Below are 16,139 nucleotides of genomic sequence, written 5' to 3' on the forward strand. Positions count from 1 at the left end.
CGTGTACCTGTCGCATCTTTCGCTGACCAACTATCGTTCATACGAACAAGCCGAAATTGAGTTCAAACCCGGCCCCAATATTCTGATCGGTGCTAACGGGGTCGGGAAAACCAATATCGCCGAAGCCATCAACTACCTGGCGGTCCAACACTCACACCGAGTTTCCCATGACCACCCTCTCGTGCGCATCGGTGCAACACAAGCGCTCGCGCGAGGCCGGATCCACCGTGGCGAACAGACCATCTCGATCGAATATGAGCTCAACCCCGGAAAATCCAACCGGGTGGCCATCAACCGCGGGGCACCCCGACCAGCTCGGGAGGCCTATGGCATTTTCAAAGCCGTCCTCTTTGCCCCTGAAGACATCGAATTAGTCGTTGGCCAACCCGATATTCGACGTCGCTTCATGGATGACCTCATCGTCCAGATGCGCCCGGCCCTCGGCGATGCTCGACGAGACTTTGACCGGGTGCTCCGCCAACGCAACGCGTTATTGAAATCCGGACGCAAACCAGGATCCTGGACCGAGGAACACGAAACCACTCTGGCGGTGTGGAATGAACACTTGTCACGGGCTGCCGCCAGACTCATCAACGGCCGGCTACACGCCCTACGCCTCTTGGCAGCACCGACGTCGACGGCCTATGCGGAACTGTCCAACGGCAATAAGCCCGCCGGATTTGCGTATCAATCCACCGTGCCACTGGCCACCGGTCAGCATGCCGAAGTGCCCAATGAAGCTGATCTCTACCAAGCCGTCTTAGCGGAATTAGAAAACTCCTATCGTTCCGAACGCGACCGCGGGGTCACCCTGGTCGGGCCGCACCGCGATGACCTGGTCATCACCTTGGGTCCAGCGCCGGCCAAGGGCTTCGCCTCGCACGGGGAGATCTGGTCGCTAGCGCTGGCACTGCGTTTGGCGTCCTACCGAGTGCTGATAGAAGATGATCCAGACCCCAGAGCCAAACCGGTGCTCATTCTCGACGACGTCTTTGCCGAACTGGATGCTGCGCGCCGCAGTCGATTAGTCGAGATGACCCGGGATGCCGAACAGCTCATCATTACCGCGGCAGTCACCGCAGATATCCCAGAGGGCCTTAACGCAACCCATATCCCGGTGCAGATGCGTGACGGTCTCTCATCACCCGGCGAGCACCTGACGGATCTGGAAACGCTGAAAGTCATCGAAGCCAATCAATTCGAGGACGCCGAAGGCTCGGTGTCACTCGAGGAGAAAGGTGATGATGACTGAGCACGAGCGAGAAGAAGAACACGACCACATCGATGCGGCCGCAGCAGCGCTGCAACGAGTACGGCAAGCGGCGGCCGAGGCCGGGTTTCGTCCCGGGATGGTTGGCCAGCACCACCGACGTCGGAAGAAAAAACGCGCTGCGCATGATGTGCCGGTGAAGACGTCGGGACCGCAGCCGATCGGGGATGTGTTTTCCAAATTCATTGCCCAGCGCGGGTGGAAAGAACCGGTCGCGGTGGGCTCGGTGTTAGCCGACTGGTCTTCGATTGTGGGCGAACAGATTGCCCAAAACGCCAAGGTCGAAAGTTTTGAAAACGCCACGTTGGTGTTGCGGGCATCGTCGACGGCGTGGGCGACGCAGTTGCGGTTACTCACCCCGCAGTTGATGCACAAATTTGATGAGCGGCTCGGGCCTGGTGTCATCACCAAGCTGGAAATCAAGGGCCCGGCGAGTGGTGGCTACGGTCGGCGCGGCCGAGGACGCTGGCGTTAATCTTGCGACGTCCTAAGGGGCTGTAGAGCGATTTGTGAGACGACAGATGATACCGGGGTCATAATTAGGCCTGCGATGACGCTCTCAAGGCAATTTTGGGCGTTCTGAGCGAGGTTTTAGCCGACAGCACCCCTGAAATTTGGGCGAAATCACACACAATGTCGTAGAATAGGGACGTTATAGACTTTCTGATTTAGATCTGCACAGGAGCAATACGGCCCGTGGTTGAAAATTTAACTGACAATCCAGCTATGCCTACAGAGGTGCAGCCTTCTGAACTGCAACGCGTGGAGCATTCCTATGAAGCAGGCGACATCACCGTGCTGGAGGGCCTCGAAGCGGTCCGCAAGCGCCCGGGGATGTACATTGGCTCCACTTCCGAACGTGGACTCCACCACCTGGTATATGAAGTCGTTGATAACTCGGTCGATGAGGCCCTGGCCGGGCACGCAGATACCATCCACGTCACCCTAACTAAAGACGGTGGCGTGCGGGTAGAAGACAACGGGCGTGGTATTCCGGTCGATATGCACCCGACGGAAAATAAACCCACCGTTGAAGTGGTCATGACCGTACTGCACGCCGGCGGGAAATTCGGTGGCGGCGGCTATGCCGTCTCGGGTGGTCTGCACGGCGTGGGTGTTTCGGTGGTCAATGCGCTGTCCGAGCGCGTGGACGTCGAAATTCACCGGCAGGGTTACATTTGGAGCATCTCCTTTAAGAACGGGGGAGTGCTCGACAATGCCCTGCAGCAGGGTGGGGAAACTGATCGCACCGGTACCAGCGTCACGTTCTACCCGGACCCAGAAATCTTTGAGACCACGGTGTTCGATTTTGAAACCCTGCGCGCTCGCTTCCAACAGATGGCGTTCCTGAACAAGGGTCTGCGCATCACGCTGACCGATGAGCGTGACAACGCCGTCGAAACCGTAGAATACGCCGATGAAATTGCCGGTGAATCCGATGCCGAAACCCTGGCCGAGGCTGAAGAAGACCTACAGGCCGAAGGCCACGAGGGTCCGGATACGCCACCAGAATCAACCGTGCGTCGAGTTGATTACATGTATGAACACGGTCTGCTGGACTATGTGACCTACCTGAATAAAACCAAACGCGCCGAGCTCATCCACGAAGACGTTATTGCGTTTGAAAAAGAAGACACCGACATGGGCATGGCCATCGAGGTCGCTATGCAGTGGACAACGGCCTACTCCGAGTCGGTGCACACCTATGCGAACACGATTAATACCCACGAGGGTGGAACGCACGAAGAAGGCTTCCGCGGCTCGCTGACCTCACTGGTCAACCGGTACGCGCGCGAGAAACAAATCCTGCGCGATAAAGACGAAAACCTCACCGGTGACGACATTCGCGAAGGCCTGACCGCCGTCATTTCGGTCAAACTGGCCGAACCACAATTCGAAGGCCAGACCAAGACCAAACTCGGCAACTCCGAAGCCCGCGGGTATGTGTACTCGGCCATGACCGAACAGCTTGGCGACTGGCTCGAAGCCCACCCCGGCCCGGCACGCGACATCATCCGCAAAGCCCAGCAGGCCGCACACGCCCGTATGGCCGCACGCAAGGCTCGCGAGAACGCCCGGCGCAAATCGCCGCTGGAATCCTTCGGCATGCCCGGCAAATTGAGCGACTGCTCGTCGAAAGACCCGGAAGAATCCGAAATTTACATTGTTGAAGGTGACTCGGCCGGTGGCTCGGCCAAACAGGGTCGCGACCCTCGCACCCAAGCGATCCTGCCGTTACGCGGAAAGATCCTCAACGTCGAACGCGCCCGCCTCGACCGCGCCCTGGGGAACGCTGAAGTCCAAGCCATGATCACCGCGTTCGGTACCGGCATCGGCGAAGAATTCGACATCACCAAGGCCCGCTACCACAAGATCGTGCTCATGGCCGACGCCGACGTCGACGGCCAGCACATCACCACGCTGCTGCTGACCCTGTTGTTCCGCTACATGCGCCCACTGATCGAGCACGGCTACGTCTACCTGGCCCAGCCACCGCTGTACAAAATCAAATGGTCCAACCACCAGGACGAACACGTGTTCACCGACGAACAGCGCGATGAGGCCCTGGCCCGCGGTGAAGAAAAAGGCTGGCGCCTACCCAAAGACAACGCGATCCAGCGCTATAAGGGTCTGGGCGAAATGAACTATCAAGAACTGTGGGAAACCACCATGGATCCAGAGCATCGCACCCTGCTCCAGGTGACCATGGACGACGCCGCAGCCGCCGACCAAGTGTTTTCGATGCTGATGGGCGAAGACGTCGAATCCCGACGCAACTTCATCCAGCAGAACGCTAAAGACGTGCGCTTCTTGGACATCTAACCTGCCGCCCGCACAGCCGCACAACTTTTTTGACGAACAACCCGGAGAGATGACTAGCCCGTGAGTGACGAGCAAACCCCAATGACTGACCAGCCAGAACAGCGGTCCGGCGTCGACCAGATTGATCTCCAGACCGAAATGAAACGGTCCTACCTCGACTACGCGATGGCCGTAATCGTGGGACGCGCCCTACCCGACGTACGCGACGGCCTGAAACCCGTCCACCGCCGCGTGATCTACGCAATGTACGACGGCGGCTACCGCCCAGAGCGCTCCTTCAATAAATCCGCCCGCGTGGTCGGCGAAGTCATGGGGAACTACCACCCCCACGGTGACAGTGCTATCTATGACACCCTGGTTCGCCTCGTCCAAGACTGGGTCATGCGCTACCCGCTGGCCCTAGGTCAAGGAAACTTTGGTTCTCCCGGTAACGATGGTGCAGCCGCCCAGCGTTACACCGAAACCAAAATGGCGCCGCTGGCCATGGAAATGGTCCGCGACATCGACGAAGACACCGTCGACTTCCAGGACAACTACGACGGCAAACAGCAAGAACCCACCGTGCTGCCCGCCCGCTACCCCAACCTCTTAGTCAACGGGTCCACCGGTATTGCCGTCGGTATGGCCACCCAGATCCCACCGCATAACCTGCGCGAAGTCGCCGAGGGCGTCCAGTGGTACCTGGACAACCCCGAGGCCAGCCGCGAAGAACTCCTGGAAGCCCTACTGAAGCGCATCAAGGGCCCAGACTTCCCATCCGGCGCCACCATCCTCGGCCACGCCGGGATCGAACAGGCCTATCGCACCGGTCGCGGCTCGATCACCATGCGCGCTGTGGTCAACGTTGAAGAGATCCAGAACCGCACGTGCCTGGTTATCACCGAACTGCCCTACATGGCCAACCCGGACAACCTCGCCCGGCGCATCGCCGAGCTGATCAACGAGGGCAAACTGTCCGGCATCGCCGATGTCCGAGACGAAACCTCCGGCCGCACCGGCCAGCGCCTCATTATTATTCTCAAGCGCGACGCCGTGCCGAAGGTCGTACTGAATAACCTGTATAAGCACACCGCACTGCAGGAAAACTTCTCGGCCAACATGTTGGCCCTGGTCGACGGCGTGCCACGCACCCTGAGCCTCGACGGCTTCGTGCACTACTGGGTCAAACACCAGGTCGAAGTCATCGTCCGCCGGACCGCGTACCGTAAACGCAAGGCCGAAGAACGCGCGCACATCCTCCAGGGCCTGCTCAAAGCCCTCGACATGCTCGACGAGGTCATCTCGACCATTCGCGCATCGGCCTCGGCCGATGTGGCCCGCGAAGAGCTCAAGACCCTGCTGACCATCGACGACGAACAAGCCCGCGCGATCCTGCTGATGCAGCTGCGCCAGCTGGCCGCCCTGGAACGTCAGAACATCCAGGACGAATACGACGAGCTGCAAGCCAAGATCGCCGAATACATCGCGATCCTGGAATCGCCGATTCGTCAGCGCGAAGTCATCTCCGAAGAACTCGCCGGCATTGTCGAGCGCCACGGCGATGAGCGTCGCACCGAGATCCTCTACGGCTACGACGGCGACATGTCGATCGAAGACCTCATCCCAGAAGAAGAAGTCGTCGTCACGATCACCCGCTCCGGGTACGTCAAGCGCACCAAGGTCGACAACTACCGCGCCCAGAACCGCGGCGGCAAAGGTGTGCGCGGCGCGGCCCTGCGCGACGAAGACGTCGTCGAACACTTCTTCACGACCTCAACGCATAACTGGTTGCTGTTCTTCACGAACTTTGGTCGCGTCTACCGGATCAAAGGCTATGAGCTCCAAGAGGCCGGCAGGGATGCCCGCGGCCAACACGTCGCCAACGTGCTGGCCTTCCAGCCCGATGAACACATCGCGCAGGTTCTGACCCTGGAAACATACGAGGACGCCCCGTACCTGGTGTTGGCCACCAAGTCGGGTATGGTCAAAAAATCCCGACTGGCCGACTACGACAGCCCACGCCAAGCCGGTCTGATCGCGATCAACCTCAACGAGGACGATGAAGTCGTGGCCGCCAAACTCATTGACGAGACCGATGACCTGATCCTGATCTCCCGCAAGGGCCAATCGCTGCGTTTCACCGCCACCGACGAAGCTTTGCGCCCGATGGGTCGCGCCACCGCCGGTGTACGCGGCATGAAATTCCGCGAAGACGACAAATTGCTGACCATGGCGGTCATCGAAGACGACGCCTACGTCTTTACGATCACCGATGGCGGTTTCGCTAAGCGCACGTCCGTCGACGAGTACCGAACCCAAAACCGCGGTGGCTACGGCATTAAGGTCGCCAATCTGCCAGAAGCACGTGGCGAACTGGTCGGTGGTGAAGTCGTCAAGGACGATACCGAAGTGCTGGTCATCATGGAATCCGGGAACGTCGTACGCTCAGCCGTTGAACAAGTCCCAATCCGTGGACGCGACACTATGGGCGTCATCTTCGCCTCACCAGGCAAGAACGACCGCATCGTTGGTGCAACCCTGAACTACGAAATCGATGACCTCGACGACGACGCCGATCAAGGCGATGAAACCGAGGGCACCACAACAGATGAATCCACCGTCCAAGATCAGGTATCCTCGGATACTGACCGGAACGACGAAGGAGCATAGTTTGAGTAAGACTCAAGCCGCCAAAACCACCAAGGGTGGCAGTAAGCCGGCGAGCAAAGGCAAGCCAAAAGCTAAAGCTGGCGCCGGTAAAGGCCTCGTTCGTCCGGCACCAAAAGCCAAAGCACGCCGCGCCAAGCTCGTCATCGCCAAAGTTGACGCCTGGTCCGTCTTTAAGATCTCCTTCCTACTGTCCGTAGGTCTCGGGATCGTCACCGTGGTCGCAGGGATTTTCCTGTGGACCACCATGGACCTCACCGGCATCTTCGATGACATCAACGCTCTGCTCGGCACCATCCTTGGCACAGAGGGCGGCGGTACGCAGATCCAAGAGCTCTTCACCCTGGGTCAGGTCGCGTCGATGACGACGATCATCGCGGTCCTCAACGTTGTCTTAATCACCATCGCAGCCTCACTGGCAGCGCTGTTATACAACGTGTGTGCCTCTTTGGTCGGTGGAGTTGGTCTTACCCTTACAGACGACTAAGAAACATACCCTTCCGATTTTGCTTTTTTGAAATTCGGGTGTAAGGTTATATTTCGGTTCGGGTCACTGACCTGTTCCGAAATGAGGGCGTATAGCTCAGGCGGTTAGAGCGCATCGCTGATAACGATGAGGTCCCAAGTTCAAGTCTTGGTACGCCCACTACACCAGTAAGGAGTAGGCATGAAAAAAGTTCTTCTAGGACTTGCCATGATCGCTGCTGCAGGTGTAACTTATAAGATCGTTGCTGATCGTAAAGAAGCTCAAGATATTTGGGCAGCAGCAACGGATATAATCGAATAAGTCCTCGGGGGCATGGCGCAATTGGTAGCGCACCTGCTTTGCAAGCAGGGGGTTAGGGGTTCGAGTCCCCTTGCCTCCACCGATATCTTGGGTCGCGACATTGTTGAAAGATAAGGCGCGACATGGATGATAAAAGCTCTGGAATTCATTTTCCAGAGCTTTTGTCGTTGCTGGAGTTTTTCATGGGCTCACCCGATTCTAAGCAAGCGAGCTTGTGGACTTTATGAACCTGCTCGGTACAGCTGCTGAACCGAATGTAACCGTTGCTGCAGCAGTGGGCCGTGGGAGAATCAAAGCGCAGATTCTGGTCGTTCTGAGTGGCAGTGGACATCTCTCCTGGGACGCTTGAGCATGGACAGGGCCTCGGAGGGTACACTGCACGAGCAGTCATCACCGACAACGATGTCGCCACTCACTGGTCCACGATTACTAGGCCAAACTGTCGATTACTAGGCCAAACTGTCAAGGAGGTCCCGACTCGCCGGTCAACGACCACAAGGGTTCACCCAGACTAAATCTTGTCTACGATGTTGTGACACTACACACCCTTGCCTCCACTCTAAAGGTCATCGTCGAAAAAGTACGTCCCAGTCACTGACTGGGACGTACTTTTTCGTTAAGATTGTGTAGACGATACCGCATTGTTCTGTAACGAGATCGACTGAAGCAGGGATTGAATGAGTGGGTTCGAAGCTCCGGTGGTGGCTGCCGGATCGCGCCTTTTCGGTATCTTAACCGCAGCAGCTATACAGAAGCTTACTCAGAGCTGGTCCTTCCGTTGGTCTGTGTGGTTGAGGGTGCGGAAAAGAATCCCGGTTAAATTTTCTGGTAAAGCCTATCGACGATGGCTTAAGACCTTAACATTAGAAGCACTTCAGACCCCGGTAGAAGAAGCTTGTAGCTCCTTAGCGAAGCAGCTCAACGAGATGCTAATCAGGCACGGAAAGGGTTGGGATGAGAATGATGAACATCTTTCGCATGCCCTACGCCTGGTAGAGGTGACTTTTCCGGCAATTGCAGGTGCACTGCGCGATCGGGAAAGATCTGAGCTAAGTGAAGCTTGGGCACAGCAACGAAGCTTGAATGTAAGACAGTTGCTTCTTGAAATTGCAGGACCAGGCCCGTCCTTAAGTCGAAGTGATTACGCCCGGATTCTGAACTATCGCTCAAAAGCACGTCGAGCAGTCCGGTTGCAAGCGTTTAACGTAGATGAAAATGCTTTAGGCTCTTTCTTTGAAAGCATCCAGGTACCGGATGTACCTGTGAGCTCAGTGAAGGTCCTTGTTGGAGATTTCGGTTCGGGCAAGTCAGAATGCGCAGAAATCTGGCATCGACAGGAGATTAAAGCATACTCTGATGAAGAAGGTGCTCTTCCAATCTGGTTACACGCATCTCATTTACGTGATCGTGCCATTGAAGAAGTGATAGAAGCGCAATATAGTTCCGTATGGCGCGAAGGATCCGGGGCGTCTATGGTGGTAGATGGTTTGGATGAGACCGATCCTGCACGGGCGTACCAAATCTTAGATGAGGCACGAATACTAGTAAGAACATATCCCCACTTACGGGTGCTCATGACGGCACGTGCCGGTCTTTTTCCCGAGAGTTCAATCGAAACTGAAGTAGTACTAATGCCCCTCTTATCTCTAGAGACGGCATTAGCTTTGGTGCAAGAACTAGGCGGCGCCCGTGTGAGCATCAGGACCTGGTCCTCGAGTTTACAGGCTTCGGTTCGGCGCCCATTTTTCGCTCTCTCAGCTGGAAAAGTGTTAGCGGAAGACATTGCTGTTCCGAATGAGATAGAGCTCATACGACGTATTGTGGAGGAAAGCCTACAACAAGGTATTGAAAGACATTCTGTAACCTCAGACAAGATTTTTACAGTGCTGCGGAAACTTTCAGTTTCACTTACCATGAGTGACGAGTCCACGCTGTCATTTAGCGAGCAACAGATTGCTAATTTAAGTCGCCTTACTACAGAAACTCATGATGGACAGATACGTTTTTCTTTGCCGATATTCGAGCAGTGGTTTGCTGCTCAATCGCTACTTTTAGATGAAGAGTTAGTAAAACAAATCCTCATAAACTCCAGTGTATTTATGCGCTGGCGTTGGGTCATGCCTCTCGCCATCCGTTGTGCGCATTCGTCTCAAGCAATCGACGAGTTGTTATCTACCTGGGTCATCCAAAATCCTGGTGTAGTTTCGTGGATATTAAAAACGGCTTTTGGAACGAATCACGACTGGCGGAAGAAAGGGGACGATCGGCTCGATCCGATAACTACAGGGGAACGCTTCTTGCGTGTTTATCGCACGTGGTGCAACAGTTTCGGAGATATGTCTGTCAGGTTAGCACTCCCCGTGATGGAGCGGCCCGTAAGTTTAGGGGTCGCTCTCTCCGAACATTCAGTCAGATTTGAATTTAGACCATCTGGTTCTGCACGTGACCATGTATATGAGATAGCATCCGGAACTCACCCTAGCCGCACTGTAGACAGCCCCCTCCTAGTGATTCGGGGCGGTCTTGCAGCTGGAGATGCTTGGCCCTGGATAATGCTGTGGCGGATGATGGCTAGGGAGGTTGAAAATCTTCTATTGCATAGTCCCTACTTAGGATCTGATGATGGAGTGTGGATAGAAGAGCATCGATACGATTTAGCAGACCGAATAGTAGATGAGCCGCCTCTATTGATGTTTGGGCGAAGGCTGAGTGCGGACAAAGCCAAGCTTAAAGCGCAGAAGTTGTTAGAAAGACTAGAAGATGCTCAAGCAGACTCCATCGCTATTAATCGTTCGAGACCGTATGCGCGGTTCGAAATCTCAGAATTCATTGAATGGTTAGATCAGCAGGCATCTGGATATGTTACGTCGGGCCTTCCCGGTTATGCAGGACATGACTCATTAGGTGGGTACCTCTTTAAATTTGAATCTAAAAAGCAGTTCATGGAATTTGAAGTTCTAGTTTTCGAACGTGCTTGTCTCGCTTATGAAGAAGCCATTAACCACACCTTTAAATCCTTAGGGTGGTCTTTGTCTAGCTCGGTGCTGGTACCGTTTGGAGTAGTTCTAGAGGTGGTGTTTGAGCCGGAAAGGGCGGTTACTAACCGGCCTTTTATCGAAGTAACTAGAGTCCCCCTATCGTTACTTGCTGATCTTGCGCCTGGGGGTGCGGATTCTTTATGGTCTCCGTCAGGGCGAGCTGTAATGGTTGAACGTCATGACAGCTCGGAGGGGCTAGATTATTCCCAAATGGTGCAACAGATACGTTCCCGGCTCATGAGTGAGAACAGGGAGCCTATTGCAGGTTTATCTTGGTCAAGCAGCGTAGCGGAGGAGATGGATAAGCGGCGGCCTGCGTCGCATATCGCTATTGAGTGGTTATGGAAAGATTTTGAAGAGTTGGGTCTCGTGCGCAGGGGGCGTTCACTTTTGCGTTAATAGTTTGTTTATGCGCAAGTGGGTCGAGCGAGCACCATGGTTGTTGTTACCATTCCTTCGATGACAGTAATATCGACATGTTCGGTGATGCTTGTAAATACCCCGTGGGATTTTATGCTGCTGATGCTGGGAAATCTGGTGGTGAGTATTTCACCCCGCAGGAGGTTTCCTCCTGGCGCTTCTGCCGGTAGTAGGTAAGACGCGCCAATGTGAATGAGGTGTATGACACGGCCTGTGGTTCTGGAACGTTAGTACTGCAGTTCGCGAAGATACTAGATAATGAGATGTCCGTATCGGCTTCTACGATCAGGAGCTGAACCGGTCGACCTACAACTTGAAGCGCATCATATACTCCTCCACAATATTAATTTCTCCAAATTCAGCATACCTGCGGTGACACGCTCACGGAACCATATCCTCTGAATGAGGAGCCTTTCCAAGCGATTGTCTCGAAACGTTAGTTGCCGTAGTCGATACGCGGCCACGTTGTGTGCGTAGTACACCCTGGCCGCGTAGAGGCTGCGGGATCACATGTCGCTGTGCACTGCGCACCTAAAAGTGGATCATCCCCGAGCGCTGAACAGCCAGCTCTGGGCAGACATAAGCACTGCTTGCACCCGTCCCTGCACGAAGGGTAACAGTGTCAAAAGGTATCGAGGCTCCGTCGCCAGGTTTGCTCGAGGTGCTCGGCCACGATGATGCATCGCGCTGTCGTGGCCGAACTCCTTTTCACTAGATCAGTACGTCGTCACAGTCCTCAGTGCTCGGTTTGTTGAGGACGTTAGCCTTCATAATTCGTGAGCCCGTGTACATTACATACTCGACCCCCGATTCGACAGCCATCTCCTCGGCGGCTCGTGCCTTTGCAAGCACGAGTTCATCATCGATCTGGTGATCGCCCTTCACCTCGACAAGCTGCCAGGAGTCGTCTTCCATCTGTGCCACGAAATCTGGATAGTAGAGACGTATTCGCTTGGATGCTGGGTCGTAGTATTGGATGCCGAGGTCGCCTTGGCGGGCAGTGAACATGCCGGTGAAGTACACCTCTTTGACCTGCTCAGACTCGACGTACTGCCAAAACATTTCCATCTCGGGATTCGAGTCGAAGCAGTAGGTATCTGCATGGAAACTCTTGGCTCGCTGATTGTCGGTGAGTCTGTCATCGTTGTACTCGACGACGAGGTTCTCATCGGCGCGGAACTCGTAGTACCCTGCGTTGGCAGGTTGGCGGAGGAGCACCAGTTCCTTGTCTTCACTACGCACAGCGCTGGTGAGATCGTAGAAGGCGTGGAAGATCGTGGGGATGATCTTGTCATGGATGACGTCGTTGTACCTGTTGACGACCTCGACGATGCGCTCGGCGCCGTCCTCAGACTCGTTCAGGATTCGGTGTATTAGTAGTGGTGATCGATTGAGGTAGCGCGAGACTTCTGCGGTCAAGGTGTATAGCGAATAGGTATCCATCTCTCGCAAGTCGTCGATGTTGCGTTCCTTGACTTTGGTAGCTGAGGTGATGCGCGACTTCTCGTAGACTAGCGCCTGGTATTTCTCCTCTAAGGCTGCGTCGTCGGTCAACTCGAAGTTCAGCGGTTTCTGGTAGTCCTTCTCAATGAGTTGGTATTCGCGCCAGATGCGCTTCAGTGTGATGGTCCGCTCCGGTGGGAGGACACGTACCTGATAGGTGCGCTTCGGTTTAGGATCTTTCCTGGTAAGGCCGTCGAGGTCCATATTGAAGTTCTTCTCTAATTCGGCATCGAGGATGTCGAAATTCTCCTTGGACAAGAATACCAAGGCGGTTTGTTGTTCGTCAGTGATCTTCCGCAAGCAGCGCATGGTGGCCTGAAGTACGAAAATCTTTGACTTCGGCGATCGGTACATCGCGACGCCGAACAGCGAACGACAGTTCCAGCCCTCGCGGCCTTTGCCGACGAGGATAATGAATTGCTTCTCGTTGCCGACGCTGCCAGGAACGTCAAGATTGTTGAAGTTGCGGATATCTTCGTCTTTGGTAACCTTCGCGTCTCCCACATTGACGAGGATCTTTGAAGAATCCACGCCAAGATCTGCGAGTACGTTTTCCACTACCGGACGTACTTCTTCGGTTGCTTCTTCGACAGTGGCAGCGAAGATTGCGAGCTTGGGGTTCAGGTCTTCGAAAGTCTGGCCCTGGTATTTCTGCCAGAACTGCGTGATCGCAGTACGCAAGAACTCTTCGTTCTTTACATTCTCGAAGCCCTGAGGCTTGGCATCTTTAAGGAAGTCGTTCCGGATGGACTCTGCCAGGCCGTATCCGTAGACGACCTCAGGTAGCGGCTGCCGGTTCACATAAGGAGTGCCGGTGTAGTTGAAGCACGCCACGACGTCGGTTCTGCTCGCGAGCAAGTTGATAGTGTGACGCAGGCTCGTTTTCGTGGCGGTTTTGGAGCGGAGGTTCTTCTCCAACCTTGCCCCGAAAAGATGGTGGGCCTCATCAACGTAGACCCCGAGCTGGCGTAGTCGGGTGAGCTTTTGGAACCTCTGGTTTTCCATTAGCGTCTCGTCATCCACGACATCCTCTTCGCCGTCGTTGGCGTCCGTGCCATAGAGTCCCGAAAGAAGGGAATTCGAAGACAGGTTAAAGAGTTTTGCGGCAGCTGAGTCTTGAGTGTGCTTCTTCTTCACCACGATCTTCTGGGTATTGGAGATCACGATGTTGAACGCGGAGTCATCCAACACGTTGAGGGTTACACCTGGGTCATCAAGGAACGCGAACTTGATGTTGGCGTCCAACACACGTGCGTACTCGGGTGGAACCACTTTGGTCTTGTCGAAAGTGACGATCTCCCGCAACGATTCCAGCACGGTCTTATCCGGCGCGAAGACCAGCGCATTGTGGACGAAGCGCTTGTCCTTGGGATACTTGTTAGCGAGCAGGAACTCGTAGAAAATGCACGTCGCCATGAGTATGGTCTTCCCCAAACCCATGGTCAGCGCGTAGATATAGTTCGGGTAGTCCTCCTGGAACTTCTTCATTTTCTTGAATAACGCATCGGTCTGTTTCTCGGTGAAATCGTCCATCAGCATGGCTTGAGTCTTGTGGCGCGTGTAATAGGAGCGTTCCGAGAACACTCCTTCACGGTTACGCCACTCGTCAAACACCTGAGCGACCTGGCGGTTGTCCAAGAATTCTTTGAAGAACACGTAAATTTCGAGTGCCTCGAACTGCGGAAGACGTAAGAACGCTCTCGGGTTCTCTGAGGGGTCGTTATAGGCGAGGAACTTGCGCGTCAGGTCGTTATACCGAGAGCGGATTTTGCCTCGGTTCTGGGTATAGAACAGCCATAGCTCGTTGTAGAACGAGAACGACTCTTCGAACTTGACTACCATGACTTATGACACCTCTACTTCGAGGATCTCCGCGAGCACATCGGTGATTTTCACCTTGATCGTGCCCGCGTCCTCGGGGATGTCATAGATGCCAGAGACCAGCTCTTTCTTATCAGGGACGTCAGTCACCGCTGGTTGCATGACCACTCCGTCGAAGTTGAAATCAATCGTGATCGAGTCAACGAGCTCACGCCAGTCGGTGATCACGTCCTTCTGCAGCGAGAGCTTCTGCATCAGATTTAACGGATAGAACTGTCGAATCACCAGCTTGCCACCCTCGCACACCACTTCGGCTTCAGCCTCACGCTTGAGCTGAAGGTCAGCACGATCGCGCAGGATATCAACTACATCGACCTCCACATTGTATTCGTCAAGCTCTTGTTCAAGGGAAGCCCGCAAGTCAGGCTCGTGTCCCATACACACCAACGTAATCCGCTCAACAGCCTTTCCGGGGTTCTCCTCCTTGCGCTTCTCATACGTCTTATATGGCAGGTTTGCTAACAACTCAGCCAAGTCCGCCTTCGTCGCGATCCGATTGACCGGCATGATCTTAACCATCCGACCGTCCAACTCGCCGTCAAACACATCCGCCTGTGGGAACGGCTGGACTTCCAAAGCCTGCATTAGAAGTTGCTTCGCTTCCACCGGGTTTCTGAAGAAATCGTAGTTGTTGACGTTGTACACCTCGAACCCCGTGAACTTCGGATCACTCGAAACCTCTTCCAGCAGGTCAAGTTGCCTCTGCTCCCTACTCAACTCCTCACCGACGTTGATGAGCCGCTTGGTCGTCGTCTGCATCGCTCCAAGGTTAATGTCAGCGCCGATGAAACGGCGGCCCAGCTTCATCGCCACAGACTGCGTCGTTCCGGAACCAGCAAAGCAATCGAATACCAAGCCTCCCAGGGGAGAGGAAGATTCCACAATCCTTCCGACCAAATCTTCTGGCTTTTGGGTGGGGTACCCAGTCCCCTCATGAGCGGAATTATTCACTTTGCCAATTAGCCAAACATCGTCAATGTTCCGGCCTTCAGGTAGGGCGTCTTCCACGAGTCTTTTAATCCGGTTGCCACCACCGGCATTGTCCATAATATAAAGGCGTCCTTCCTCATCAGTATGGAGTGCTTGTCTTCTCTCTCGGGCATACTGCTCTGGCGATTCCCACGGGAGCTTGTACGGAGAGAAGAAGGGACTCGAGGTTTTTGAATAGTAGTAGATAGTGTCGTGTCGGCGGTTGAAATAGGTGCCGTTGCGACGATTCCACCCTGAGTATCGCCAGATTATTTCGTTTTGAAAATTGCTCGGACCAAATACCTCGTCCATTAGGAGCTTAAGGTGAGCTCCCTTGCGCCAGTCACAGTGGAGATATATAGATCCGGTGTCGGCGAGGAGCTCTCGACAGAGGATGAGTCGTTCGTACATGAACTGGAGGTACTCGTCGTTGGTCCAGATGTCGCTGTATTGCTTTTCTTCGAAAGAGGTGGAGTCGTTGGTGACGTTCTGACCACGCAGGCTGATTTTCTTCTTGTAGTCGGCCTTGGAGTCGAAGGGTGGGTCGATGTATATGAGGTCGACTTGTCCTCGGTAGTCGCGCAAAAGGTGACTCATGACTTGTAGGTTGTCGCCCCAGTAGATCTTGTTCATCCATCCGTCGTGTTCACCGCCTTCTGCCGGGCTTCCGTAGGACTCGCGCAGTTGTGCTGGGTAGTAGACGGTAGAACGGTAGGGACGCTTGCCGGTCCATCGCAGTTCGGGGAATCCTTTGATGGTCGGGCGGGTATCGAACTGGAATTCTTGCTGCTCGATCATGTAG

The 16,139-nt window shown here is 54.8% G+C and carries 10 protein-coding genes and 2 tRNA genes; 10 read left to right on the forward strand and 2 right to left on the reverse strand.

Annotation, left to right across the window (positions count from 1 at the left end):
- The first annotated feature begins 1 nt into the window (after nucleotide 1).
- The 10 genes from recF to FB556_RS13855 all read left to right on the forward strand — a co-directional run bounded on the left by recF (nucleotide 2) and on the right by FB556_RS13855 (nucleotide 11,154).
- Nucleotides 2-1,252 (forward strand): DNA replication/repair protein RecF, encoded by a 1,251-nt coding sequence (gene recF, locus FB556_RS03285; protein WP_141864693.1) that lies wholly within the window; start codon nucleotides 2-4, stop codon nucleotides 1,250-1,252.
- Nucleotides 1,242-1,745 carry a DciA family protein gene (locus FB556_RS03290; RefSeq protein ID WP_141864695.1) on the forward strand — a complete coding sequence of 168 codons (504 nt, stop codon included), beginning with the start codon at nucleotides 1,242-1,244 and terminating at the stop codon, nucleotides 1,743-1,745. Before recF ends, FB556_RS03290 begins: the two co-directional genes overlap by 11 nt.
- 251 nt (nucleotides 1,746-1,996) lie before the next feature.
- A complete protein-coding gene (gene gyrB, locus FB556_RS03295; RefSeq protein WP_141864697.1) occupies nucleotides 1,997-4,093 on the forward strand; it encodes a DNA topoisomerase (ATP-hydrolyzing) subunit B in 2,097 nt (698 codons plus the stop codon).
- Between the two features lie 81 nt (nucleotides 4,094-4,174).
- Entirely contained in the window at nucleotides 4,175-6,742 is a 2,568-nt protein-coding gene (gene gyrA / locus FB556_RS03300; RefSeq protein ID WP_141864699.1) for a DNA gyrase subunit A, read from the forward strand.
- Between the two features lies 1 nt (nucleotide 6,743).
- Complete coding sequence (locus FB556_RS03305) at nucleotides 6,744-7,226, forward strand: DUF3566 domain-containing protein (protein WP_246057181.1); 483 nt, start codon at nucleotides 6,744-6,746, stop codon at nucleotides 7,224-7,226.
- A gap of 85 nt (nucleotides 7,227-7,311) precedes the next feature.
- Nucleotides 7,312-7,385 (forward strand) — tRNA-Ile (locus tag FB556_RS03310).
- Nucleotides 7,386-7,406: 21 nt separating this feature from the next.
- Nucleotides 7,407-7,526: a DLW-39 family protein gene (locus FB556_RS13525; protein ID WP_211343964.1), complete on the forward strand. Its 120-nt coding sequence runs from the start codon at nucleotides 7,407-7,409 to the stop codon at nucleotides 7,524-7,526.
- 6 nt (nucleotides 7,527-7,532) lie between these two features.
- Nucleotides 7,533-7,605, forward strand: a tRNA-Ala gene (locus FB556_RS03315).
- A 718-nt stretch (nucleotides 7,606-8,323) separates the two neighbouring features.
- The gene (locus FB556_RS03320) at nucleotides 8,324-10,963 is read left to right on the forward strand and encodes an NACHT domain-containing protein (RefSeq protein ID WP_141864703.1); all 2,640 of its coding nucleotides are present in this window, start codon (nucleotides 8,324-8,326) and stop codon (nucleotides 10,961-10,963) included.
- A 77-nt stretch (nucleotides 10,964-11,040) separates the two neighbouring features.
- Complete coding sequence (locus FB556_RS13855) at nucleotides 11,041-11,154, forward strand: N-6 DNA methylase (protein ID WP_141864705.1); 114 nt, start codon at nucleotides 11,041-11,043, stop codon at nucleotides 11,152-11,154.
- Between the two features lie 541 nt (nucleotides 11,155-11,695).
- Here the strand turns inward: FB556_RS13855 and FB556_RS03330 are convergent.
- Both FB556_RS03330 and FB556_RS03335 read right to left on the reverse strand, forming a co-directional pair.
- Nucleotides 11,696-14,329, reverse strand: a complete 2,634-nt coding sequence (locus tag FB556_RS03330) for a TnsA endonuclease N-terminal domain-containing protein (RefSeq protein WP_141864707.1) — start codon at nucleotides 14,327-14,329, stop codon at nucleotides 11,696-11,698.
- A 3-nt stretch (nucleotides 14,330-14,332) separates the two neighbouring features.
- Nucleotides 14,333-16,135: a site-specific DNA-methyltransferase gene (locus tag FB556_RS03335; RefSeq protein WP_141864709.1), complete on the reverse strand. Its 1,803-nt coding sequence runs from the start codon at nucleotides 16,133-16,135 to the stop codon at nucleotides 14,333-14,335.
- Nucleotides 16,136-16,139: the final 4 nt, after the last annotated feature.

It is taken from the genome of Enteractinococcus coprophilus (assembly GCF_006716305.1).
GTDB classification, from domain to species: Bacteria; Actinomycetota; Actinomycetes; order Actinomycetales; family Micrococcaceae; genus Yaniella; species Yaniella coprophila.

Coding starts and splice junctions, on each gene's coding strand:
- FB556_RS03290 (WP_141864695.1), top strand. CDS start 1,242: ATGATGACTGAGCACGAGCGAGAAGAAGAACACGACCACATCGATGCG.
- gyrB (WP_141864697.1), top strand. CDS start 1,997: ATGCCTACAGAGGTGCAGCCTTCTGAACTGCAACGCGTGGAGCATTCC.
- gyrA (WP_141864699.1), top strand. CDS start 4,175: ATGACTGACCAGCCAGAACAGCGGTCCGGCGTCGACCAGATTGATCTC.
- FB556_RS13525 (WP_211343964.1), top strand. CDS start 7,407: ATGAAAAAAGTTCTTCTAGGACTTGCCATGATCGCTGCTGCAGGTGTA.
- FB556_RS13855 (WP_141864705.1), top strand. CDS start 11,041: ATGTTCGGTGATGCTTGTAAATACCCCGTGGGATTTTATGCTGCTGAT.
- FB556_RS03330 (WP_141864707.1), bottom strand. CDS start 14,329: ATGGTAGTCAAGTTCGAAGAGTCGTTCTCGTTCTACAACGAGCTATGG.
- FB556_RS03335 (WP_141864709.1), bottom strand. CDS start 16,135: ATGATCGAGCAGCAAGAATTCCAGTTCGATACCCGCCCGACCATCAAA.